We start from the raw sequence: 22,496 nt of genomic DNA, 5'->3' as shown, positions 1-22,496 counted from the left end.
CCATGAACGAACGCCTCGAGGAATTGCGGGCGCTGATCGACCGTCACGCGGCCCCCGATATGAGCACACTTATTCCGGGAATCATGATCGCGCGACATGATGTATCGGCGCACGAGCGAACCATGTCTGGCACGGTGATGGCCCTTGTTGCGCAGGGCGCCAAGCGCATTGCCCTGGGGGACAGGGTGTATGAGTACGGGCCCGGTCAGTACCTAGTTGCCTCCATCGACCTGCCGGTGACAGGCCAGTTTTTGGACGCCAGTCCTGATCATCCAGCGCTTGGGTTTGGCTTTGCACTTGATCCCATAATGGTTGCCGAGCTGCTACTACAGGCGGGTTCCGAGGGCGTGCGGCGCGGTTACGGTCCCCCACCATCCAGTATGCTGGTCAGCGATGCGCCAATGGCCATGATGGATGCAGTGTTACGCCTATTGCGCCTGCTCGATTGCCCGCGCGACATCCCGGTTCTGGCGCCTCTGATTAAACGAGAAATCCTCTGGCGGTTGATTGTCGGAGAACAGGGCAGCGCGATACGGCAACTGGGTCTTGCTGACAGCCATCTCAGCCATATTTCCCGCGCGGTGCGCTGGATCCGCGAACACTATGCGCGATCCTTCAGAGTGGAGGATGTCGCGGATTTGGTCGGGATGAGTGCCTCGGCCTTTTACCGCAACTTCCAGGCGGTGACCGCGATGAGCCCGATCCAGTTTCAAAAACAGATCCGATTGCAGGAAGCCAGATTGCTGCTTGCAAGCCATCCCAACGATGTAACGGGCGTCGGTTTCAAGGTGGGATACGAAAGCGCTTCACAGTTCAGCCGTGAATATCGCCGTCAGTTTGGTACCGCTCCGAGCCAGGATGCCGCCGCCCGGCACTAGGCCTGACTGCTTGGCCGCTTCATCACCGCGCTGAAACGGCATACGAGGAAGGGGCGTCGGACCCCATCAAACTGGATCGATAAGTGCGCCCGACGCCGTTCGTCGCCCTTCCTCGAACGCTACTTGATAGATGTGTGTCCATTCCTCTGACAGTTCGGAGGAGACATCGCTGTCGTCTGGACTTTCGTTTTGGTTTCTGGGCGCGTTGTCCCAAAACTTTACGACGATGGGGCCGTTCGAGACGATCCGGTTTGAGTACGCTTGGATGACCGAATGAAGGTTTTCCGTGGACGGCCCCGCATTGTCCGTACCTGATTGTTGGAGATAGGCCAGCCAACCAATCGCCTCCTTGTCCTTGCTGGAGGCATTGACGACATGGAACCGGACCTGACCGCGGCTTTCACCATCGACAAGTTTGCTCCGAATTCCTGTGAGAAAGCCATTCCCGAAACCCAGCAGGGCATATTGTTCCCGCGGCTCACGCGCCACGAGGTCGTCATTCACATCCACACTCATGGCGGTGTAGTCGGTGTAACCAACATAGCCTTCCGGTCGATCGGAAAAGACTTCGAAACGGTCGGTCGCCACCGATGCGAGGTGAATAGGCCAGTCTGAGTGTGGAATTGCCCCGGGCCTGGGCCTGTCAGCGGGCCTGGATGCGGCAAGACGTCCGTACACTCCCATCAGAACCAATGCCACACCTATAGCCGACAGCCCGGCGACATCGGGGCCGACAAAGGTTATCCGCCCCAAGCCGAGTCCGCTTGAAAGGGCGATCGCCAGAAAAAAGAGCGCACGAGTTCCTGCTCGGATGGCCATGCCTTAGCTCCAAGACAGCCGGTCGCGTAGCGACCTGCCGCGTGGCTCGAAGACTTCAACTTGAGCCCCGAGGATCACAACCCCCTCCCGAAGTGGGCCTGAGCAACCAGCGGGGATCGTGAGAGCGATGGCGATTCCAGCAAGCCTCGCGCAAAGCGGCCCAGAGCCGTATGGTCGAGAGTTGCTGCTTTGCCGTCCTTGACCAGAGCCTCTACCGTTCCCCCAGCCAACGCCGGCAGCGGCTGAGCGCGAAACCTAGCAATGGCCCGCTTGTCACCACCCGCCTTTTTGGTCGCGCGGCTGGTAATCTTTAGCATTTGGCGCAGACGATCTTGCGCTTTTGGCGCGCCCAGCCGTTCTAGTGGATAGAGCGTCTCACGCGTTGACCCTGCGATCTCCGCGAGTTGTGACTCGACATACGAACACCGTGGCAACTTGTTCACCCACAAAGTCCGCCAGCGGCCTAAAGGTCATAGAAAAGATCACAGATCAATTCGGCAATCTTGATGCGCTCTATCTCGGTAATGTGCGTAGCCGTTTCGATGGCGACAGTTTCAAGATCATCTTGATCTACCCCAAGGTGGTCCAGGATTCTGGCAAACCGCAGTTTCAGTTCAGGATCGCCGTCGAACTGATCAATGGTAATCTGAACGATGCTTGCTGTCGCTGAAATCAGCCTGCTCTCTAGAGAATCGGCCGAAGCGGCGAGCGAGCGTATGGCAATGAAGAGGTATTCACGCGCGTTTGCGTATTTTTCGTCCATTCGGCACCTATGCTGTGGGGGTCTACGCCTTGGACGCTAGGCGCGTGTCGTGACTTAGTGGGCCAGGGCAAGCAGAGTCAAGCTGAAGCTCCATGGCAGCCATGGGTCCACCGCTATTCGTCTCCTTTGTAGGCGCGGCGCGATGCACCGGTGGCTTTGAGGCTTATCTCGACGACCCCCGCCACGTCCCGCAAAACCAATTGCGTACCGACATCCTGCTTCCACGCCAGGCGGTGCCATAATCAGCACGAGCCGTGCCTCAGTTCGATTACCGAGGCACTCTCGCGCCACGCCCAGCCAATACGCCTGCTCGAAATCCGCGGACCGATATTCGTCACTGCGACAGGAATATCTGAAGTGGGTTTGCTCGCCGAAACGCTCAAGTCGGGCGAGCGGCCTATCTCACCACAGATTCTCTGCAGCTCCGCTGCGGTAAACTCCCGCAATCTATTGCCGCACCAGATTTTCAATCTCACTCAGCAAGAGAAAAATGGCTCACTGAGGCCGTAAAACTGAGCATTTAGGTCGGTGCAGGGGCGGTGATCCTGGTTTCGCCGATATCGCCTGCTATCGATGGCGCCACAGCACCTCCCGGTCCATGACACCACGGACCTGCACAGCGCGGCGCTGCTCGCGGCCGCGCTGGCCTGGCGTGTCTAGGCAGCCCGGCGCAGACCGTCCACCGTGTTCAGCTTGAATACGGCAACGAGCCGGTCGAGATCTCTGGCTTGCGCCTCAGTTTGCTCGATAGCCGCATTAGTTTGCTCGACCAGCGCGGCATTGTGCTGGGTCATTTCATCCATCTGGCGCACCGCCACATTGACCTCTTCGATCGCCGAGGCCTGTTCGCGACTGGACCTGGCGATTGCGTCAAGCGCCTGGTGGTTCTCGATCATGGCTTTGAGCATGTCGGCCAACTTGTCAGCGGCTTGGGAAACCAGCTTGGAGCCACCGGCCACCTCGCCGACGCTCTGCTCGATCAGGCTCTTGATATCGGCTGATGCGTTGGCGGCTGATTGGGCCAGTCGGCGCACTTCCACGGCCACCACCGCAAAGCCATTGCCGGCGTCACCGGCCCTCGCGGCTTCGACGGAGGCATTGAGGGCCAGCAGATTGGTCTGGAAAGCAATGTCGTCGATCAATCCTATAATGTTGGAAATCTTGCTGGACGACTCCGTGATGCGCTCCATGGCGGTCCTTGCCGCATTCATCACCGCGCCGCCCTCCTCGCCCGAGCGCGAAACGCCTGCTGCCATGTGACTGGCGATTTCCGCCCTGCCGGCGCTGTCGACTACGGTGGATGCAAGCTGCTCCATCGCCGCGGAAGTCTCCTCGATGGTCGCCGCCTGCCGCGTCGTCCGTTCGCTGAGATCATTGGCGCCAGCAAGTATCTCGCCGGTCGCTGTCTTCAGGGCCGCCGAGGTGCTGCGGAGCTGGATGACGATCTCGCTCAATCGTTCGGCAACCGCATTGGTATCGTCCTTGAGCCGCCCAAAGGCGCCCCGATAGTCGCCCGTTACCCGCTGGTCGAGTTCGGCATGCGCCAGGGCCCCCAAGACACTACTGGTCTCGGCCAGGCCATTGTCGACGACGCTCACTAGGTCATTGACTGCTCCGGCGACCTCACGCAGTTCATCATCATCGAAGCCGGTTTCAACGCGTCGAGAGAAATCCCCCGTCGCGGCCGCGCCGACGACATCGGCGAGGCTACGATTGAGTTGAGCTGACTGTTCGGCGCGGCGTGCTGTCAACCGCGTCGATACATCGGCATTGGCGGCCAGCTCGGCACGGCTCCTGAGCGCATCGCGGAAGACACTCAGCGTCGAAGCCATAGCCGCCATTTCGCTGACGGGTTGGCGCTCCGGCACCGATACTTCGAGCTGACCATCGGCCAGCCCCTGCATGCTTGTGGTCATGACCGTCATTGGCATGACGATGAAGCGGCGGCTGAGCAACAGCATGGCGGTCGCCAGTGCGATGATGACCGCCAGACCACCAAGGCTGGCCACACGCGACAGCATAGTTGCCGCCTCCGACTGCGCATTGTTGCGCACATTGCCGGCCTCGATCGTGTCGGAAACGCCTGCCATGGCCTCTTCGAGCACCGAGAAGCTGGCCTCGAAATCGGGCAATGCCGCCTTTGCCGCGTCCGCTTCACCAGACGCGGCTTGGGCGACAATGGCGTTCGCAGTGCCGATATAGGCCTCGAGCGGTGCCGCGACGGTGTCCAGCGATGCCCTGATGTCGGCAGGCAATTGCAGGGCGTCCTGCGCCGCGATGGCATCTGTAAAGCTGGCACCGTATTCGGCGATTTCGGCTGTCGCCGCGGCGCTCATGGCGCTGTCGCCGACATTGGCCGCATAGAGCGAGCGATAGACCACGCCACGCATGGTGTCGTGCATCATGTCGGCAAACATCTGCTGGCGCATTGAGGTCATCAGCGTGCTCGACTCGTCTCGCGCAGCCTCAAAAGCCCGCCCCACAAAAAAGCTCGATCCAATAAGGACCGAGCCCGTAAGCAGAACCGTAGCGCAGACCGCGGCAACAATGGTTCCAAATCGCATGTCGAATACTCTATTTCAACTTAGAACATCCAAGCACAACAGGCTTAATAAACTCGCAACTCCATAATAAGTCTAGGCAACGCCGCGACATCATCGATGGTACAGGCGCGGCCAGAGTAAAGATCGCAACAACACGATCGGGTTCTCTGGCCCGGCCCTGGATTTGTTCAATGGCCGCATTGGTCTCTTCGCAGGGGCTATGCCGCGGCGCTGCGGGGGTCCTTGTGGCTGACAGCGGTCCTTTTCCGCCCTGGCGCCACTGCGCCCCCGCGTAGGCCTACGCGGCCCGGCCATTGATCATCTCCCTGCCCCGCAGTGCCCCGATCCCGCAGCGCGACACCTCCCGTCCCAGGATTTCCGACGCCCCTGCCCGCGCGACCGCTGATGCATGGTGGAAAATGTGGCCTGTCCGCTTTTCGATGGTAGTTCGTGAAAGCGGACATTAAACGCTCCGCAGTACCTGTCTTGATGAACGGTGGAAGAGCCGAAATTCGGGGCGGGCCGAACGTCCGTCCCATCTTCGGCTCTGCCAAATTCCAGCTTACGGCAGGACCAAAATCGTCTTGCCCAGATCTCCACGCTCGACGGCTTCATGCGCCTCTACGATGGAGGCAAGCGGCAGCGTTCGGCCAATGTGATGCGTCAACTGCTTTGCCTCAAGCGCCGAATTGATGGCCTCGGCCGCTTCCAGATGGGCCTGCTTGGGCATCACGTAAACCAGCACAAAGCGTATGGTGACGTCGAGCATCACCAGGGGCCAGAACGGAAGCTTTGGCTCGGGCACCGCATCGCTGGCATAGCTGGCGACGACACCATTCGGCGAGATCGTTTTGACGATCAGCTCAAGATTGGCGCCGAACGCGACTTCAACAAAGCGGTCCACGCCACGGCCATTGGCGTCGCCTGTGAAGCCGGCTATTGCCGTCGCCAAATCGTCGACATGACGATTGAGGACAAGGTCCGCGCCCGCCGCCGATGCTGATGCCGCGGCTTCCGCATTACCAACCGTGGCAATGACCCTGGCGCCACCCAGCTTGGCGAACTGGATTGCGTACCGGCCGACGGCCCCGGCGCCGCCCGAAACCAGAACAACCTTGCCATCGACTGGACCGTCGGCAAACACGCAGCGCCAGGCGGTCATGGCCGGAATACCCAAACAGGCGCCTTCCTCAAAGCTCACGCCATCGGGCAGGCGCACTGCCTTGTATGCCGGCACGGTCGTGAATTCGGCGGCCGAACCGTTCCAGCGGCCCAGCGTGGATTCGTAGAACCAGACGCGTTCGCCGATACGGCTCTCGAGTTCGGGAGAGCCGACGCCGACAATTTCTCCAGCGCCATCCTGATTGGGAATGATCCGTGGAAAGACCATGCCGCGACCACCGCGACTCTTGGTATCGGACGGGTTGACGCCCGAGGCACGGACGCGAACCAGAACTTCGCCCGGACCAGGGGTCGGATCCGGCAAATCACCGATTTCAAGAACCTCGCGAGCGGGGCCATTTTTTGAGTACCAGGCAGCTTTCATGGAACGATCCTCTTGTTTCGCATCGAAGTTAGGGATTTGATACGTCCACGAACAGTACGTACAAAGAGAACATGTACTATCATGAATGATAGCACCCCTATCCAAACCCGCCCACGTCGACGTGCCGAACGCACCGGATGCGCCGTGGAGGTGACGCTCTCGGTCATCGGAGGGTTGTGGAAGCCGGTGATCCTGTTTCACTTGCTCAATGGCAAATTGCGCTTCAATGCCCTGTGTCGCATGGTCCCCAACGCAACGGCGCGCATGGTGACGCTCCAGTTGCGAGAGCTGGAGCGGGATGGGGTCATCAATCGCATTGTCTATCCGCAAGTGCCGCCGCGAGTGGAATATGAGCTGACCGATCTGGGCCGTTCGCTTGAGCCGGTTCTCCTCAGCATGCGCAACTGGGGTGCTGGCTTTGCCGGCATTGAGCAAACCGATCCGAATTGTCAGTAAATTTGGAAACCTGGCTCGACGCAGCACGACTTGGGCACGTGCGCTAAGGGCTCGAATGACCGACATGGGTTCGACAGGCGGGCTGGCACTTATGGGATGGGAAACGACGGTCTGCTCTTGAGTAGCCACGGCTCAGAAGCAGACCGTAGCGGCGGCCGCTTGGTTGCTGCCGGGCTATGCAGTTCTGCCACGATGACCTGTGTTAAGGGCATCGCTGTGGACACCGAGCTCACGCAAATGGCCGGCGTGTGATCACAATTGCGGCGCTAACCGCAAGCAGCGCCAGACCAAGCAGGAACGCTATCCGTATGTCGGTGGCTCCAACCACCCAGCCGATGACGGGCGGCGACAGCACCGAAACGAGAAATGCCAGTTGCGATAGCGATGCGACACTGGCGGCGGGCGCACGCTCTGCCAGCCGTGCAGCGGCAGAGAGTGCCAAAGGCAGCATCGAACTGGTGCCGAAACCCAATAGAACGAAGCCGAGAATAGTAATCGGCACACTTGCGGAAACTGCAATCACGCCGACGCCAATCGCTGCTGTGCCAAGAAAAGCCAGTGCCATCGGAGTCTGGGCAACCCGAGCGGCGAGAGTTGGATGAATTAACCGCCCGCTGGTTTGTCCCAGCGCCCACGCCGCAAACGCAAGGCCAGAGAGAATGGCGCCAGCACCCAAAGCATCTCGCATCAAAATGCCGGACCAATCGGAAGCCGCGCTGTCAAGATAAAGCACCACCCCGCCAGCCAGGAACAGGCCAAAGATCGCGCGCGTTGGCAGGACTAAGATCGGTGCCGACGCGGTTTCCTCGTCGTCGCGCTCCGGCGATGCCGAAAACTCCTTTAGTCCCAACCAGAGGAGGAGGAGCGAAACTGGCAGTACGACCACAAAGTGCAGGACCGGTTCGACACCCCACCCTCGAAATGCCGCGGCCATGGCGCCGCCAACAAGTGTGGCAAGACTCCAGAACCCGTGTCCGCGCACTAGTATCGGTCGACCCAGAGCCGCCTCCATCCGGTTGGCTTCGACGTTGCCAGCTATGCCGAGAGCGCCTTGTGCGGCCCCTGCAGCCGTGAGCGAGAAGAACAGAACAGGGGCGGAGGGAGCCAGTGCGGCCGTGACCAGCGAAAATGCCATCACCGGCGCACCGATGGCAAAGGTGCGACGGAAACCGAAACGGTGCACCGCTCTGGCAAGGAGCGAGAAGCCGAGCATAATGCCGAATGGCAGACCGGCAAGACTCTGGCCTAGTGACACACTGTCGAGAGCCAGCCGTTCCTGCACGTCTGCGATGCGGGGATACCAGTTGCCCAGAGTTAGGCTGGCAGCGAAGAACACCGTATACAAGCGGGCGGCGGGGGAAGCGAAAATCATGGCCCTTCAACTGCAGAGGCAGCAGGAGGGTTCCCGTCGTCAAGCCCTCGGATCGGCCGGTCATGGAACAGGCGTCTGCCGCATCTGTTCGAGGAGCCAGCCACAGAAGTCGCGAGGTGCCGGGCGCTGGTCACCTTCCTGGATCAGGGCAAAATACCAGTCAGGCCCTTTCAGTACTGTGGGCAAGGGCGCAACGAGCAGTCCATCGTCCAGCAGCGGCCGGAAGAGCGTCGGCGACAGCAATCCTACGCCCTGGCCGGCCACCGCGGCACTGGCGATGAGCTCAAAGAGCGAGTAGTCGACGGCGGCGAAGCGCAGGCCGCTGGGCATGGGCCGCTCGGTTCTTGCGAACCACTTGCCCCAATCGGGGTGGGGCAAGAGGTCAAATTTCGTGAGGTCCTCCGGCGCCGCCAGTGTCTGTGAGACAAGCAGCCTGGGTGCGAGCATTGGTGTGACGTCGAGCGGCATGAGGGGATATTCGTCAAGTTGGTCCCATCCTCCCCGTCCCGTACGGATGGCAACATCGAAGGCATTGGGATCACGCAGGTCTGACGAAATGTCGAGTTCGATGGCAGCACCCCCGGGCGCGCGATAGCCCGATAATCGAGGCGCCAGCCAACGGGATGCAAATGTCGCTGGCATCGTTACACGCAAGGGGGCAACCGCAGCGTGAAACTCGTTCAGAGCATCGTTGACGCCATCCAGTGCACGCCGAACCTGGCTTGCCAGAGTCATGGCGGCTGGCGTGGGCACGACCCGCCGGCTGACCCGCGTGAACAAGTGTTGGCCAAGTTCTGCTTCAAGCGTGCGAATGCGCAGGCTGACAGCGGCGGGCGTCAGCGCCAAACGGTCCGCTGCGGCGGCAAAGCTGCCGACGCGGACGCACATCTCGAAAATCCGAAGCGATTCAACTGAAGGCCGAATGATTAGATTCCCTTGTCATATGGGCAAGGAATGCGCGTTTTGTGACGAAAGCGCTCTGGTGCACACTCGTCCCCATCAGCAGGATAGGAGTTAAGCCGTGTCCCCGCAATCGAGCAGTGCAGCCTTGGTCGCCGGCCTCATTGACGTGTTCGCCGACACCGCATTAAGCGGCAATCCGCTGGCCGTCGTGGAAGGTGCCGATAACCTGTCCGACGCGCAGATGCGCCGGATCGCCGGTGAGTTCAATCAGGCCGAAACCACCTTCGTCATGCAGAGCGATCGGGGCGACCTCAAGCTCCGCTCGTTCACCGCCGCCGGGGTCGAAGTGGGCGGGGCCGGTCACAATGCGCTCGGTGCGTGGCTGTGGCTGGCTGAGGACGGCAAGCTGGGGCCGATCGAGGCCCCGCGAACCTTCCAGCAGGAGATTGGCGGCGAAGTGCTGCCCATCGAGCTTCGCCGGGTAGACGGGCGGATTGTTGGGCGCATGAAGCAGTCCACATTGAAGCTGGGACCGGCGCTGACCGACCTGGCACCGCTTACTGCGGCCCTGGGCCTGTCCTGCGAGGATGTGCTATCCGAGCCTGCTGCGCGCGTCGCCGATACCGGCGTGGCGCATCTGCTGGTCCGCCTTGCCGACATATCAGCCGTCGATCGGGCCGAACCATCCGCCAGGGGATTGCTGAAGGTACTCGCCGCCGCCTCAGCGGAGGGTTGCTATGTCTACGCCCTCGATGGCGCCGCACCGAGCCGCGCCTATGCAAGATTCTTCAACCCCTCGGTGGGCCTGTGGGAAGACGCCGCCACCGGCACTGCCGCCGGGCCGCTTGCTGCCTATCTGGCAAGTGAGAGCATGATCTCGGGCGCGATGGAGATCGAGCAGGGCACTAAGATGGGACGGCGGAGTATTCTGCGCGTCAGCCTTGCTTCCGAGCCTGAAGTTTCGGGTGCCGGCATCATCGTGATGCGCGGCAGGCTGTCCATCTGAGCAAATCGACCAGCTGACCAATCGACCAGGCGTCGCGACAGTGGTTGTGCGTCAAAGCCAGACCGCGCGCCTTCGCGCCGCATGCACGCGCATCGCCAAGTGAAAGGAACGACATGACCCTGACCCGCCGTCAATTCAACAAAGCTCTCGCCGCCTCAGCTTTGCTCAGCGGCTTCACAAAAACGCCTTTCGCACAGGAGACCGCTGTCATGACCGCGCCAACACCGTTCGAAATCGCCATCCCCGAGGCCCAGCTCATCGACCTGAAATACCGCCTCCACCATGCCCGCTGGCCCGACGAGCCGGCCGATGCAGGCTGGTCCATGGGCACCAATCTCGACTACATGAAGCGGCTGACCGACTATTGGCTCAACGACTATGATTGGCGTCAGGCCGAGGCGAGCTTGAACGCCTTTGCCAACTTCAAGGTCCACATCGACACGGTCGATCTGCATTTCATCCATCAGCCCTCCAAGAACCCCGATGCGGTTCCGCTCCTGCTGCTGCATGGCTGGCCGGACTCGTTCTATCGCTACCACCGCGTAATCGAACAGTTGTCCGAGACCTTCCATGTAGTCGTCCCGTCGATCCCCGGCACAGGCTTTTCCAGCAAGACCGCCCTGCCAATGGACAAGGTTGCCGATCTCTTCGCCCGCCTGATGACCGAGAGGCTCGGGTATAGAAAGTTCATCGCCGCGGGTGGCGACGGCGGCTCCATCATCTCGATGTCGCTGGCTCAGCGTCATCCCAACGTGCTGCTCGGCTATCACGTGACCGACGTAGGCTATCCCGACCATACCACGGACTTCACCGTCCTGACCCAACCGGAACAGGCCTATGCTGGCGCCATCCAGCAATGGTTCTTCGCCCACGGCGCCTTCAACCTGGTGCATGCCACCAAGCCGCAAAGCATCGCCTTCGCCATGAATGACTCTCCGGTCGGGCTCGCAGCATGGATCATGAGCTTCATGGCCGGAATGGGTCATGGCGACGAAGCCGATGCGCGCTTCGGCCGTGATGCGCTTCTCACCAACGTTATGATCTACTGGCTGACCGAGACGGCTGCCTCGTCCTTCCGGATTTATAACCAGAACACGGTGCAGCCGCCGACCATCGTGGGCACGAATACCGGCATTCCAGTTGCGGTGGCCACCGAACTGCCCATTCCCGGTGGCGTGCGCCTGCCGCGCGAATGGGCGGATCGCCAGACCTCGGGGAACGTCGTCCAGTTCCACGATATGCAGAACGCCGGGCACTTCGCGGCCTGGGAGGACCCGTCATTCTTCGTCGGCGACCTCGTGGAGTTCGCGGCGCTGCTTGAGGGCTGATCGCAGTTGCAGGCCTGCGCCACGGGGCGCCGGGGTGGGACTTCCTGCCAGGGGCCCATGCTGCATCCAGACCGGGACCGGCAACCGAGAATACCAATTTGACGCCGACCGGTGTGCCGATGAACTCCGGTCAGATCGCAGCGTTGAATAACTTTCCGTCGGACCGAGATGCCCCCATGAACGGCAGCTATGGGAAATCTGCTAATTGATCGTGAATGACCGAAACGAGGTCGAAAGCGGAACGGCTGCTTTCCGCACGGCCCTCCCAAAGACGCCCGATAGGAAGAGCGCGTTTAGCAGCGACAGCAGGCAAGCGACAAACTTCCGGCACTTTAGGGGAGGTAGAACGACCGCAATAGCCATCGGCCATCAAAGTAGCTGATCTCGCCCGTTGGCCGGCTCTGCGATATATGATAGCGCATCAACTTACCATTTAGATCATTATCCGATATCAGTTTGTAAAATCATTATGTGACTTTTGATATTGCATCCTGTATCAAGCATGTACGTAGATATAGGATAATGCATCATGGGGTATAAGAGTGAGCATCTAGTGAGCCAAGTCCGGGAAGTGCGGGAAGCATCCGGACTAAGCCAGCGCGCGCTCAGCGAGCGGACCGGCCAGACACAGAGCCACATTTCTCAGATCGAAAGCGGTAAGATGGAGCCGGGGCTGTCGAGCTTCATCGATATGGCCCGCGCGCTCGACCTCGAACTTGTTCTCGTGCCGAAGAAGCTGGTGTCAGGCGTGGCAGCCCTTATGAGGTCGCAGGCTACACCCGACATGCATGTTCATGCTGGTCAGCCTAACGACAAGCGCTTCGCGCGCGCCGAGCGTCTCGTGAAGAAGCTCAAGCAAGTCTATGGCAGCTCAGCCGACCTCGACCGCATCGAGGCGTACCTGCGTTTCCTCCGCCGCGTAAACCTAAGCGATCAGGAGATGCAGCTGGTGCGTGGCGAGATGGATCGCCTCGAACGCCACCAGGCGAGCCCGCAGGCTGATCCGGTCGTTCATGATATCGCGCAGGCCCTGCAACGGCTACGCAACTCTGCCGCCCATGGCGTACCCAGCGAGCCGCGCCCTGCCTATGCGCTTGATGACGGTGACGAAAATGCCTGACGTCTCGGTTCTCGATGTCCGGCTGAACGGGCGGGCCATTGCCACCCTCACCCACCTGCAGGGCGACCGCACCATCTTCGCGTTCAACGAGGACTATGTTGAGGACGCCAATCGCCCGACTTTGAGCCTGTCGTACAAGGACAATCTTGGCGGCCTGATCACTAACTCACGGCCCACGCAACGCGTGGTGCCTCCGTTCTTTTCCAACCTGCTGCCCGAAGGCCATTTGCGCCGCTATCTAGCCGAGCGCGCCGGAGTGAATCCACAGCGCGAGTTTTTCCTGCTCTGGATGCTGGGCCAGGACCTGCCCGGCGCTTTGTCTATCCACCCGGTCGAGGGCCACGCGTTGCCACCGGGCGTCACCGAGGAACTGCCCGCCGACGCGCGGCCCAACGCCTATCGCTTCTCTTTGGCAGGTGTTCAGCTCAAATTCTCGGCGCTGGAAAATGGCCACAAGAATGGGGGCCTTACCATCCCGGCCGAGGGCGTCGGTGGCTCCTGGATTGTAAAATTGCCTTCACAACAATTCGCGGGCGTACCCGAGAATGAATTCTCGATGATGCGGCTGGCCTCCATGATTGGCATGGACGTGCCTTCCATCGAACTCATCGACATAGATGCTATCTCCGGGATGCCGGAAGGCATTGGAGAGCTGAAAGGCCAGGCGCTCGCCGTCAGTCGCTTCGACCGCACGGCGGATGGCCCGGCGCACATGGAGGACTTTGCCCAGGTGTTCGGTGTCTTCCCGGAAGACAAATACAAGCGGGCGAGCTACGCGAATATCGGCCGCGTTATCGGTACGGAAACCGGCGACGCCGGCACCGCCGAGTACATTCGCAGATTGATTTTCAGTGCACTGATCGGCAACGGCGACATGCACCTCAAGAACTGGTCGCTCATCTATCCCGACGGACGCACCGCGGCTTTGTCGCCGGCCTATGACCTCGTCTCCACTATTCCCTACATCGCTGGCGAGGACACCTCTGCCCTCCACTATTCGCGCACCAAGAAGATGACCGAGCTCACTGCCGACGAACTCCGCTACATGGCGGCTAAAGCGCTCCTGCCGGAGAAGCTCGTCATCGACACTGCGACCGAGACAGTGCAACGATTCCGTGAGGCGTGGGAGGTAGAGAAGAAAAACCTGCCTCTGGCAGAGAAGGTCTCGACAATGATCGACGCGCACGCGCCGATGGTGCCGCTATATCGCGAATTGTCATAGCTTCCATTGCGCCAGGACGTGCCCGGGGCAACACTGGCGCCCTTTCCAGATCAGATATTGTGCGCTGGTGGTGCGCATCTCTTGGGTTTTGCAATCCGACTCCGAAGGGCAGCAACGGGGTGGGATGCGGTCCGTCCGGTTTTGGGTAAAGATCAAACAAAGCAGACCTTAGCCATTGGTGATTTAAGATAGTTTCGGTCAGCAAAAGCGCGAGCTCAAAATAAGTTAGGCGCGAAATCGTCTCCGATACTCCGACGGCGACAAGCCTACGGTTTGGAGGAAGACCTTCCGGAAGGCGCTGGCATCACTGTAGCCAACCGCCCACGCAATCGATTCGACGGCATCAGCTCCGAACTGAAGCATCTCGCGGGCCTTATTGACGCGAAATCGTTGGAGGTACTCGGTTGCAGTCATGTGCGTCGCCTTCCGAAAACGCCGCAGGAAGGTTCTCTCCTCCAAGCCTGACTTGCTGGCCATATCTGAGAGACTGATGCTGTCTGCAAATTCTGCATGAAGCCAATGCTGCGCCACCAAGATAGCAGCGTCGCCGTGGGTCAGCGTTGGGACGAAGGAGCTGTAGTAGCGCTGTTCACGACCAGGAGGATCGATCAGCAGAGTTCCTGCGGTATTCATCATGGCCGTGGTGCCCAGATATCGGTCAACCAGCTTCAAGCCTAGGTCCGTCCACGCCATCATGCCTCCAGCAGTCATGATGTCCCCGTCATCGATCACCAGTCGATCGACGTCGAGGTCAACCTTCGGAAAGCGGGATCGAAAAACCTCGGCTGCTCCCCAATGCGTCGTCGCAGATCGCCCATCCAGCAACCCTGTTTCACCCAAGATGAAGGCACCAACACATACGGACGCCAACGTGGTGCCGCTACCATGCATCTGCCGCAGCGCCGAGGCGATAGGTCGAGCCACCTCGGCAGTAACCGGCCCCTGCTTGCCCGGAGGTATGACCATGACGAGCGGTGCCCCGGTATTCCTGCCGGGTACTAGCTCATCGCCGATAGCCCGCCATCTTGTTACCCTGATCTGAGGTCGATCAGGCTGATTTGCGATCTCGAACAAGTCTGCCAGCCCTAGCAATGCAGCTTCCTGAGCACCGTAATACTCGAGAAGCGCAATTTCGATGTTGTTGCTCATTTGTCGTTTTCAACCCGCAAATTGTCGGTACCGCCAATAGCGAAGTCTTCAGCCAGCGTCCATAAATACGCATCGAAAGGACCCACTTATGAGTAAGCAAGCTATCATCGTCGTCGATTTCCAGAACGATTACCTCGCGTCCGGCTCCTGGCCACTGGTCGGTGTCGATGCCGCCGTGAAGAATGCCGTCAGGGTAATTGACGACGCTCGCGCCAAGGGCATTCCCGTCATCCATGTCCGGCACGAGAGCCCCGAGGGCTCGCCGTTCTTTGTCATCGGGACACGCGGAGCCGAGATCATTCCAACAGTGGCGCCCAAAGAAGGCGAGCAGGTCGTGGTGAAGAACTTCCCGAACGCGTTCCGCGGCACGGACCTGAAGGCAAATCTGGACGCCGCGGGCACAAAGGATGTCGTCATCATCGGGGCCATGAGCCATATGTGCATCGACGCTACCGCCAGGGCCGCCGCCGACTACGGGTTCAACGTGACTGTCGTCGCGGATGCTGCGGCAACCCGTGACGCGCAGTTCGACGGCATGACGGTTCCGGCAGATCAGGTCCACGCTGCTTTCATGTCGGCCCTCGGCTTTGCTTACGGCAAGGTCGTGAAGGCCGATGAATACCTGAAGTAGGTCGAAATCTCCCGCGCCCATGTGCGTGCAGGATGCTTACCTGCAGAGCGGCAAACTAACCCCTAATGTACTCCAAGCCCTCCGGTCCAGCGGTATTAGCCGCCGTTACCGAAGGGCCCAAATCTACAGATAGGCGCTCCCGCAGAAAGGGTGAGACAATCGTTGCGGATTAGTGGCCCAAAGCGTTTCCAAGCCAGGTTTGTACGTTGTCAGGCTCGATAGCCAAAAGGGTTTGAGCACTGGTTTTTGGGTCGATGGTGTTTGCAGGAGACTGCCAATGCGCCTGGTAGAAGCCGACGACGCCGGCAAAGGCCGGGCCGAAGAATGGCTCGATCAGGTCCCCGAACGCTTTTGGCGTTAGCGCTTCAAATCTCACATCGCGACCAAAATGCTTGCTGAAACCGGCGGCCAGATCCGCCCCGACCAGTCCGGGCAAATGGCCAATGCCGACAATGCCCGTCAATGTGCGGTCCAGCAGTAGGCGTTCTGCCACCTTGGCGACGTCGGTGTGGGAACTCCACGAAACTGCATAGTCGGGCCGAACCGGGTAGCGCAACACGCCCTCGGCCGTGACAGGTGCCGAAACCATCGGCAGCAGCAGGTTTTCAAGATACAGCCGGGGTGCAACCACCGCGTTTGAAACGCCACTGTCCTTGACGCCATTGATCAGTGTCATGATGGCGGAATCAGCAGGAGACTGCAGCGAGCTATCTGGGGCATCGACAACTGCGCCGCTGGTCGAAATTACGACGCGAGCAGGCCGCGCAGCACGGATCGCCGCAACGATGTTATTGGCATAGCTCAGGCGTAGGTCTTCCGGGGCCTGTGGCAGATGCACGAAAATGCCTTCGCTCTTGTCATAGGCGCTGATCAGAGAGTCCGTTGAGGCAATATCGGCAGCCACGGCATGGCCTCCGTTCTCAGCATTCCGCGACGCCGCCTTTACGGATTTACCTGCCGCTTTGATGCGTTCGAACAGGGGAGCTCCTTGTGCGCCGGTGGCGCCGTGGATGATGAACGACATAGGCATAATCTCTCTAAGCTGTTAGAAAGACGCATCAGTGCATTCCTTGCATCGGTTACGTCAAATGCACTAATGGACGCCGCGCAAGATTATTTTGTACGGAAAGCGAGAGAGCAAACATGGCTGATCACTGTCTTCCAGAATGTGGCGTCGAACGCTGCCTGCTGTTGCTGGACGGCCCTTGGGCAACGCTGATCGTTCGTGAACTGCTGGTGGGCCCCCGCCGGTTCAATGAACTGAAAACTGCTCTGGACGGCATTAGCGCGCATACGCTCACCCATCGGCTGAAACGCTTCGAGCAACATGGGATTGTGACCCGAACTGCTTTTGCCGAGACGCCGCCACGGGTCGTCTATGAATTAACGGCACTGGGCATGACGCTTAGTGGCGTGCTGAATGCCATGAACGCCTGGGGTGTTTCGGTTGAGGACGAGCAACTTGCGGGCTGAGTAGTCGGATGATCCTATAGGACGCGAGTGGCTGCTTTTGAGACACCAGCTGCAGCGCGTCTATGACCGTTTCGGGGTCGAAAGCGGTAGTGCGATCGGCAACACCTCCGCCAATGCTGTGCACGTGATCGCCGGTGCGCCTAATCGCAGACGTCGAGTTTAATGGGGAACTAGGGCCGGGCGGCGGCTAGCTGGGCACGTAGCCGAATTCCGCTTGCATGTGCTGCATGACGAATATGCCGAAGTATAGACCTACAACGATGCCGGTCAGCATGCCTATAACCACAATCGAGCGATGCAGCCCATTCCGCTGGAACAGGTTCACGGAGAAATCGGCACCGCGCCAGCGCGACACCAAGGTGGCCAGTACCAGGCCCAATCCCCCAATGGCGAAGAAGGGGCCCAGGATAGGCATAGTCCTGCCGACCGTGATGTCGGGCTCTCCCTGAGACATCTGCTGGATCGGCGCGTATATTCCGAAGTAGCACAGCGCTAATCCGATGAACGAGCCTTGGGCTGAAGCCAAAAAGCTGCAGAGACCTCTTCAAGACGGCGAGCTGATCGTGAAGTCAAGGCAGCCGCTGGGGTACGATTCAGACGGCCGGCCATTCCCGAAGGGTGACCCTCTGAGGCCATAGGGCATCTCGAAATCGGAAGTATCGATTTTCTCGACACTATACCACTTGCTGACGCGGTACCCGTCGCCGCGACCGGCGGCCAGGTTTGACTGGACTAGGACGAAGTTCGTTAGGGCAACCCCCTCATTTGAGGGGACGGCGCGCCCTTTACTCCCGGTTTAGTTACCTGATCGAGGGCCTGGCCAACGCCATTGTTAAGTCCAGGCGGCAACGTGGGCTCGGGGATAAAGTGCGGCGTCGCCCCGACCTCCCTCAAGGCTCCTCTGGCAGGTCATCTTTTCCGCCGCTGCGACAAGCAACTTCGGCCGTTGCACCACGTTTACGGTGCAGGAACCGGAGAGACCAATGCGTCTATTCAACAAGTTGCACGATGCGTTGCTAGTGGCCGTGGTGATCGTGCTGGACCCATACCCTGAGCCGGTCTCCTCAGAGCGAAAAGCGCAACCCTCCGCATTGCCAGATCGTCACCATCTGGCGCCTACCTTGGCGGCCCGGCGCTGTGCTCCACAATCTCACGAATGACGCGGATATCAGTGCCAGGCTGTTGCCTGCCACTGTTGGCTTGATTTCCTGCAGTGTGGTCAGCCCGGCGCTTTCGTGGCCGAGATTGCCCAGGATCGCCGCGGCATCGTCCGGCGTGATGGGGAAATCGGGGATTAGCTGCGCCATGATGCCAGGCGCTTTCGCACGGAACGTCGATTCCGCGTTTGGTTTGGCCATGTTGGCCTCCTTTGATGATGTGTTCGTGATGCGGGACTTCATCCCCCAGGGTGTAGGGTAATGCGGGGGCTCGATGAGCTCTTGGGGAGAGAGGCTGGAACGTCGCCGCCTTCCTGCTCTCTCCCGATCCCACAGTTTGAAAACGAGAGCCGTGGCGAGTGGAACGTCGGTGAAGCGTGGCCGTTATTGTCGGGCAGGTATTTCCTGCACCTTCAGCAGTCTAAGCTAACCCCGGCACTACTGTCCCTTAGTGTCGGGGTTAGTTTTAATCGAGTTTTACGGCGTGTAGCCTGCGTCAGATCCGCAAAGGGCCTCACCCTTGCGGACTTCGAGGAAATGCAGGATTGACCGGCCGGGTCGTTGCTTCCCGTCGCTGAGCCAGCAACGCGGACGAAGTTGGTGCCATCGTTGGTATTGGTGCCGGCACTCGTCCTGATTTCTGCGACTGTTATGCCGACAACGCCCTTGCCCTTATGCAAGAACAATACAGTATCGCTGAGAAACTTGAGCAGCAGTATGCGGCAACATTTCAATGCATGATGGAATGAAGGTTCATGGCTTCGCTATTTCTCCGCCGGGCCAAAGTCTTTTCCATCCGCCGTTAGCGTGCCCCAAGAGGGCGCCCACAGTGAGCGATCGCCAGTAACCACGAGTTCTGTGTCGTTCGTATTTGCGACCCGGATGGCAGATGCAAACGCCACGTCCACTGGCAGGCAGCTATCCAAATGATAGACATCACCCCGGCCGCTGACGTGAGGACTGACCGGCCCTTTTACGTCTCCGCGTGGAGTGCCGTTCAGCATTCTATAAAGATGAAGATTGACAGAAATGTCCGACTTAGTCTCGACATAGCGGAATTGACACATCATGCCACCGCTCCTTGTTCGCCAGATAACGCGACCTGACGTGAGAAAGGTAAACTCGGTCCCACTTCATCAGTTGCATATACCCGTCTAACGAGGTTAACCGCCGAGCTGAAACCGCGCCAGATAGAACGTTGGGTGCCCCTATGACCAAGGAAGACTTCAGAGCGTAGCGCGAGCATATGGGCTTAAGCCGAAAGCAGACATGCAACGCGTTAGGCCTAGGCCGAAATACCCCCCAGCGGTAAGAGGACGGCAAGGCAGAATCCCGCTGCACGTCGCTCTGGCCTGCGCTGCCTTTGATCATGATCTCGCCCCGTGGAAGAAGCTCTAGGTCGCGAAAACGAGGTAGCCATTGGGCGTTCATGCCAGCTAGATACGAAAAGCGGCTCCATGACGAGGACCTTTGGCTGGTCTGTGAGGTTAAGACCGGCTACGTCGTTCTGATTGCAGGACACCCCTATGATGGCATGGCCGAGAACGAAGCCGCTGAAATAGTCGCACTACTCAATGCCGGTATGCTCGACATTGATCCAGCGCCGCCATCGGCTGAGGCGGATTAAGGCAAAAAGCCCCGACCTTCTGGTCAGGGCCCACGCACCGCCTGAGCGACGCAAGCTATGCGCTGGTCTTGAACCTCGTTATCCCCGCATTGGTTCCCCAACGCACGCGGCTAGAACTCCACGCCAAGCCCGACATTGCCCTTAATGGCATAGCTATCGCCTAGATTGGCGCAGGCTGGTATTGACCGATGCTTCCCCCATGAAGCGCGAATTTGCCGTCGCCCCAAGCCGCGGTTCTGTTCCGCGAGCACGCGCTTCTCATCTAGGTCAGAGTGGCTCAAGTCCGCGCCGGCGAACTGGGGCGCAACGCGGACGATCACGATGCGTTGCCCAAACCAGGTGACCGCCGGCCGGCAATCAGCGCAAACTCAGTCGGCGTTGCGCCCCATTTCGGCTGTTTCATGCCTATTTGCCGAACACGCCAGATATGCCATTCGCATGGGCGGATTTAAGGTCCCGCCACAAAGCATGCGCCGCGGTCGTTGCCGCATTCCTCATCTTCTCGCCGGTTTTTTTGCGATAAGCACACCCTCGCGACTAATCCAGCGTCGGCGCGTTTCATTCCACCAGCGATGGAGATGAACTTTGGCTGATTACGAACTTCTCTACTGGTCAGTACCCTTTCGAGGCCAGTTTGTGCGCGCTGTGCTGGCCTTTGCTGGCAAAACTTGGACGGAGGGCGGCGACGCGAAAATCTCGCGGCTGATGGAGGGCCCGGTGGAGGACATGCCTGTGCCCTTCATGGGACCACCTGTCCTGATCGACCACAAGGCCGACACGGCCCTGGCCGAAATGCCAGCCATCATCCTCTATCTGGGGGAAACACTAGAGCTGATGCCGGATACGCCTGCATTGCGGGCCATGACGATCAAGATCGTCAATGACGCCAACGATGTCATCGACGAAATCACCCTCAATGGCGGTGACCACATGTGGACCGAAAAGCGCTGGGAGGCGTTTGTGCCTCGGCTCGCGAAGTGGATGAGCATCTGGGAAGATACTGGCCGGCGAAATGGACTGGGTAAGGGCACCGGCCACATCCTTGGCGGCCAGGCGCTAGGCATTGCCGACGTGATTACCGCTACGCTCTGGACCACGATGGCCGAGCGCTTCAGCAAAGTCCACGATCTATTGGAGGAAACCGCACCGATGACCGCCGCGCTCTGCCGGCGCGTCTCCGCGCTGCCGCCCCTCGCCAAGCTGGGCGAAACGGCTCGACAGAACTATGGGCAGGCCTATGCCGGTGGGCAGATCGGTGCCTCCATGGCCAAGATACTCAACGACTAGCCACCTGATGGGCCAGATGAATGGGCCGACAGTGGCTGGTTAGGTCTCCAAGGGGGTGGAGAGCAGTCGGTCTGCTTGTGGCCAGGTACGGGCAGAAACCGGACATGAAGTTGTCGGTCCGATTGCGACCCAACGTCATCCAATCCTCTTGTTCCGCCGCATCAGGACGATGAAGAACACGCCGCCGACCAAGCCGGTGATGACGCCGAGCGGGATGTCTTGTGGCGGGATGATGATACGCGCGGCCATGTCGGCCACTACTAGGAAGATGGCGCCTACCAGCGCCGAGAGCGGCAGCACGCGACGATAGTCGCCACCGACCACCATGCGCACCAGGTGGGGGATCATCAGCCCGACGAAGGATACAATGCCCGAAAAGGCCACGGCGGCACCAGTCAACAATGCGCAGACGATGAAGACGATGATGCGGAACCGGGCAGCGGGAATACCCAACGTTGTCGCGGACTCATCGCCCAGCGTCATGGCGTTGAGATTGCGGGCATTGGCCATGAGATAAGCGCCGCAACCCGCTAGAGCCACCAGCGGATAGGGGAGCTGGGCCCATTGCGACAGGCCCAGGCCACCGAGCATCCAGAAGATCACGGTATGCGCGGCACGCGGGTCACCCAGGAAAATGCCGAGGCTGCCCAGCGAGGTGACGACGAATGACACGGCGACACCGGTCAGCACCAGCCGGCCGGCATTGGTGGCGTTGGAGAGATTGGCCACGCCGACCACGATCGCCGTGGTGAGCAGTGCCCCGCCAAAGGCAAAGAGCGGCACGGTGATGAGGCCGAGGAACATGCCGGTATGCAGCAGCACGATGATGGCACCGAGCGCCGCGCCGGAAGAAATGCCGAGCAGATGCGGGTCGGCAAGCTGGTTGCGCGTCACCGATTGGAGCGCGGCGCCGACCAGGGCGAGGCTGGCGCCGATGATCGCCCCCAGGATCACGCGCGGCAGGCGAACTTCCCAAACAATATTGTCTCGGCCGGCCGACCAGGTGACCTCGACACTGCCCGGGGCGAGGTGATTGACCACGACGCCCCAGACCACCTCGAGCGGGATGGCAATGGCGCCGACGCTGACGCCGACCATCATCACGACAAAAAGCAGCATGACGAGGCCGGCCGTGAGCAGCGGCAGGTTATGCAGAATGGTATGCCGTGGACCGGCGACGAGGTGCTTGTGGGACATGGTGGAAACGGGCTGGCCG

General features: G+C 60.0%; 21 protein-coding genes and 1 pseudogene. 10 read left to right on the top strand and 12 right to left on the bottom strand.

Annotation, left to right across the window (positions count from 1 at the left end; translation table 11 throughout):
• Positions 1-2: 2 nt before the first annotated feature.
• Entirely contained in the window at positions 3-878 is an 876-nt protein-coding gene (locus tag ACI3KW_RS01675; protein WP_404846649.1) for an AraC family transcriptional regulator N-terminal domain-containing protein, read from the top strand.
• A gap of 66 nt (positions 879-944) precedes the next feature.
• Here the strand turns inward: ACI3KW_RS01675 and ACI3KW_RS01670 are convergent, their stop codons facing one another.
• The 5 genes and pseudogenes from ACI3KW_RS01670 to ACI3KW_RS01650 all read right to left on the bottom strand — a co-directional run bounded on the left by ACI3KW_RS01670 (position 945) and on the right by ACI3KW_RS01650 (position 6,549).
• On the bottom strand, positions 945-1,697 hold the full coding sequence (locus ACI3KW_RS01670) for a hypothetical protein (protein WP_404846648.1): 753 nt from the start codon (positions 1,695-1,697) through the stop codon (positions 945-947).
• A gap of 149 nt (positions 1,698-1,846) precedes the next feature.
• Positions 1,847-2,110, bottom strand: a pseudogene (locus ACI3KW_RS01665) (XRE family transcriptional regulator); the annotation flags it as partial.
• A gap of 50 nt (positions 2,111-2,160) precedes the next feature.
• On the bottom strand, positions 2,161-2,460 hold the full coding sequence (locus ACI3KW_RS01660) for a hypothetical protein (protein ID WP_113121591.1): 300 nt from the start codon (positions 2,458-2,460) through the stop codon (positions 2,161-2,163).
• A 656-nt stretch (positions 2,461-3,116) separates the two neighbouring features.
• On the bottom strand, positions 3,117-4,898 hold the full coding sequence (locus ACI3KW_RS01655; protein WP_404846647.1) for a methyl-accepting chemotaxis protein: 1,782 nt from the start codon (positions 4,896-4,898) through the stop codon (positions 3,117-3,119).
• A gap of 667 nt (positions 4,899-5,565) precedes the next feature.
• Positions 5,566-6,549 (bottom strand): NADPH:quinone reductase, encoded by a 984-nt coding sequence (locus tag ACI3KW_RS01650; protein ID WP_404846646.1) that lies wholly within the window; start codon positions 6,547-6,549, stop codon positions 5,566-5,568.
• Between the two features lie 81 nt (positions 6,550-6,630).
• Here ACI3KW_RS01650 and ACI3KW_RS01645 point away from each other — a divergent pair, with 81 nt between their 5' ends.
• Positions 6,631-7,005: a winged helix-turn-helix transcriptional regulator gene (locus ACI3KW_RS01645; RefSeq protein ID WP_404846645.1), complete on the top strand. Its 375-nt coding sequence runs from the start codon at positions 6,631-6,633 to the stop codon at positions 7,003-7,005.
• Positions 7,006-7,234: 229 nt separating this feature from the next.
• Here the strand turns inward: ACI3KW_RS01645 and ACI3KW_RS01640 are convergent, their stop codons facing one another.
• Together ACI3KW_RS01640 and ACI3KW_RS01635 are read right to left on the bottom strand one after the other, a co-directional pair.
• Complete coding sequence (locus tag ACI3KW_RS01640) at positions 7,235-8,377, bottom strand: MFS transporter (protein ID WP_404846644.1); 1,143 nt, start codon at positions 8,375-8,377, stop codon at positions 7,235-7,237.
• Positions 8,378-8,437: 60 nt separating this feature from the next.
• Entirely contained in the window at positions 8,438-9,301 is an 864-nt protein-coding gene (locus ACI3KW_RS01635; protein WP_404846785.1) for a LysR family transcriptional regulator, read from the bottom strand.
• Positions 9,302-9,398: 97 nt separating this feature from the next.
• On the opposite strand from ACI3KW_RS01635, the gene ACI3KW_RS01630 reads away from it, so the two are divergent.
• The 4 genes from ACI3KW_RS01630 to ACI3KW_RS01615 all read left to right on the top strand — a co-directional run bounded on the left by ACI3KW_RS01630 (position 9,399) and on the right by ACI3KW_RS01615 (position 13,956).
• Positions 9,399-10,286 (top strand): PhzF family phenazine biosynthesis protein, encoded by an 888-nt coding sequence (locus tag ACI3KW_RS01630; RefSeq protein WP_404846643.1) that lies wholly within the window; start codon positions 9,399-9,401, stop codon positions 10,284-10,286.
• 209 nt (positions 10,287-10,495) lie between these two features.
• Positions 10,496-11,614: an epoxide hydrolase family protein gene (locus ACI3KW_RS01625; protein WP_404846642.1), complete on the top strand. Its 1,119-nt coding sequence runs from the start codon at positions 10,496-10,498 to the stop codon at positions 11,612-11,614.
• A 529-nt stretch (positions 11,615-12,143) separates the two neighbouring features.
• A complete protein-coding gene (locus ACI3KW_RS01620; protein WP_404846641.1) occupies positions 12,144-12,734 on the top strand; it encodes a multiprotein-bridging factor 1 family protein in 591 nt (196 codons plus the stop codon).
• On the top strand, positions 12,727-13,956 hold the full coding sequence (locus ACI3KW_RS01615) for a type II toxin-antitoxin system HipA family toxin (RefSeq protein WP_404846640.1): 1,230 nt from the start codon (positions 12,727-12,729) through the stop codon (positions 13,954-13,956). The genes ACI3KW_RS01620 and ACI3KW_RS01615 overlap by 8 nt, the downstream gene beginning before the upstream one ends.
• 225 nt (positions 13,957-14,181) lie before the next feature.
• On the opposite strand, the gene ACI3KW_RS01610 is transcribed toward ACI3KW_RS01615, so the two are convergent.
• A complete protein-coding gene (locus tag ACI3KW_RS01610; protein WP_404846639.1) occupies positions 14,182-15,105 on the bottom strand; it encodes a GlxA family transcriptional regulator in 924 nt (307 codons plus the stop codon).
• A gap of 88 nt (positions 15,106-15,193) precedes the next feature.
• Between ACI3KW_RS01610 and ACI3KW_RS01605 the strand changes: the two genes are divergently transcribed.
• The gene (locus tag ACI3KW_RS01605) at positions 15,194-15,736 is read left to right on the top strand and encodes a cysteine hydrolase family protein (RefSeq protein WP_113121598.1); all 543 of its coding nucleotides are present in this window, start codon (positions 15,194-15,196) and stop codon (positions 15,734-15,736) included.
• A 169-nt stretch (positions 15,737-15,905) separates the two neighbouring features.
• On the opposite strand, the gene ACI3KW_RS01600 is transcribed toward ACI3KW_RS01605, so the two are convergent.
• Positions 15,906-16,760 (bottom strand): NmrA family NAD(P)-binding protein, encoded by an 855-nt coding sequence (locus ACI3KW_RS01600; protein ID WP_404846638.1) that lies wholly within the window; start codon positions 16,758-16,760, stop codon positions 15,906-15,908.
• 119 nt (positions 16,761-16,879) lie between these two features.
• Here ACI3KW_RS01600 and ACI3KW_RS01595 point away from each other — a divergent pair, with 119 nt between their 5' ends.
• Complete coding sequence (locus ACI3KW_RS01595; RefSeq protein ID WP_046144904.1) at positions 16,880-17,209, top strand: helix-turn-helix domain-containing protein; 330 nt, start codon at positions 16,880-16,882, stop codon at positions 17,207-17,209.
• A 187-nt stretch (positions 17,210-17,396) separates the two neighbouring features.
• Here ACI3KW_RS01595 and ACI3KW_RS01590 read toward each other — a convergent pair whose 3' ends face one another.
• Both ACI3KW_RS01590 and ACI3KW_RS01585 read right to left on the bottom strand, forming a co-directional pair.
• Positions 17,397-17,663 carry a hypothetical protein gene (locus ACI3KW_RS01590; protein ID WP_404846637.1) on the bottom strand — a complete coding sequence of 89 codons (267 nt, stop codon included), beginning with the start codon at positions 17,661-17,663 and terminating at the stop codon, positions 17,397-17,399.
• Between the two features lie 610 nt (positions 17,664-18,273).
• Positions 18,274-18,567 (bottom strand): hypothetical protein, encoded by a 294-nt coding sequence (locus ACI3KW_RS01585; RefSeq protein WP_404846636.1) that lies wholly within the window; start codon positions 18,565-18,567, stop codon positions 18,274-18,276.
• 1,228 nt (positions 18,568-19,795) lie between these two features.
• On the opposite strand from ACI3KW_RS01585, the gene ACI3KW_RS01580 reads away from it, so the two are divergent.
• Both ACI3KW_RS01580 and ACI3KW_RS01575 read left to right on the top strand, forming a co-directional pair.
• Positions 19,796-19,993, top strand: coding sequence for a hypothetical protein (locus ACI3KW_RS01580; RefSeq protein ID WP_404846635.1), 198 nt, complete (start codon positions 19,796-19,798; stop codon positions 19,991-19,993).
• A 585-nt stretch (positions 19,994-20,578) separates the two neighbouring features.
• Positions 20,579-21,280 (top strand): glutathione S-transferase, encoded by a 702-nt coding sequence (locus ACI3KW_RS01575; protein WP_404846634.1) that lies wholly within the window; start codon positions 20,579-20,581, stop codon positions 21,278-21,280.
• A gap of 135 nt (positions 21,281-21,415) precedes the next feature.
• On the opposite strand, the gene ACI3KW_RS01570 is transcribed toward ACI3KW_RS01575, so the two are convergent.
• On the bottom strand, positions 21,416-22,477 hold the full coding sequence (locus tag ACI3KW_RS01570) for a FecCD family ABC transporter permease (RefSeq protein ID WP_404846633.1): 1,062 nt from the start codon (positions 22,475-22,477) through the stop codon (positions 21,416-21,418).
• Positions 22,478-22,496 lie beyond the last annotated feature (19 nt).

The organism is Devosia sp. ZW T5_3 (assembly GCF_044987315.1).
Lineage (GTDB): Bacteria > Pseudomonadota > Alphaproteobacteria > Rhizobiales > Devosiaceae > Devosia.
Note: the sequence above shows the minus strand (reverse complement) of the source record. Positions and strands in the feature narration are given on the sequence as shown.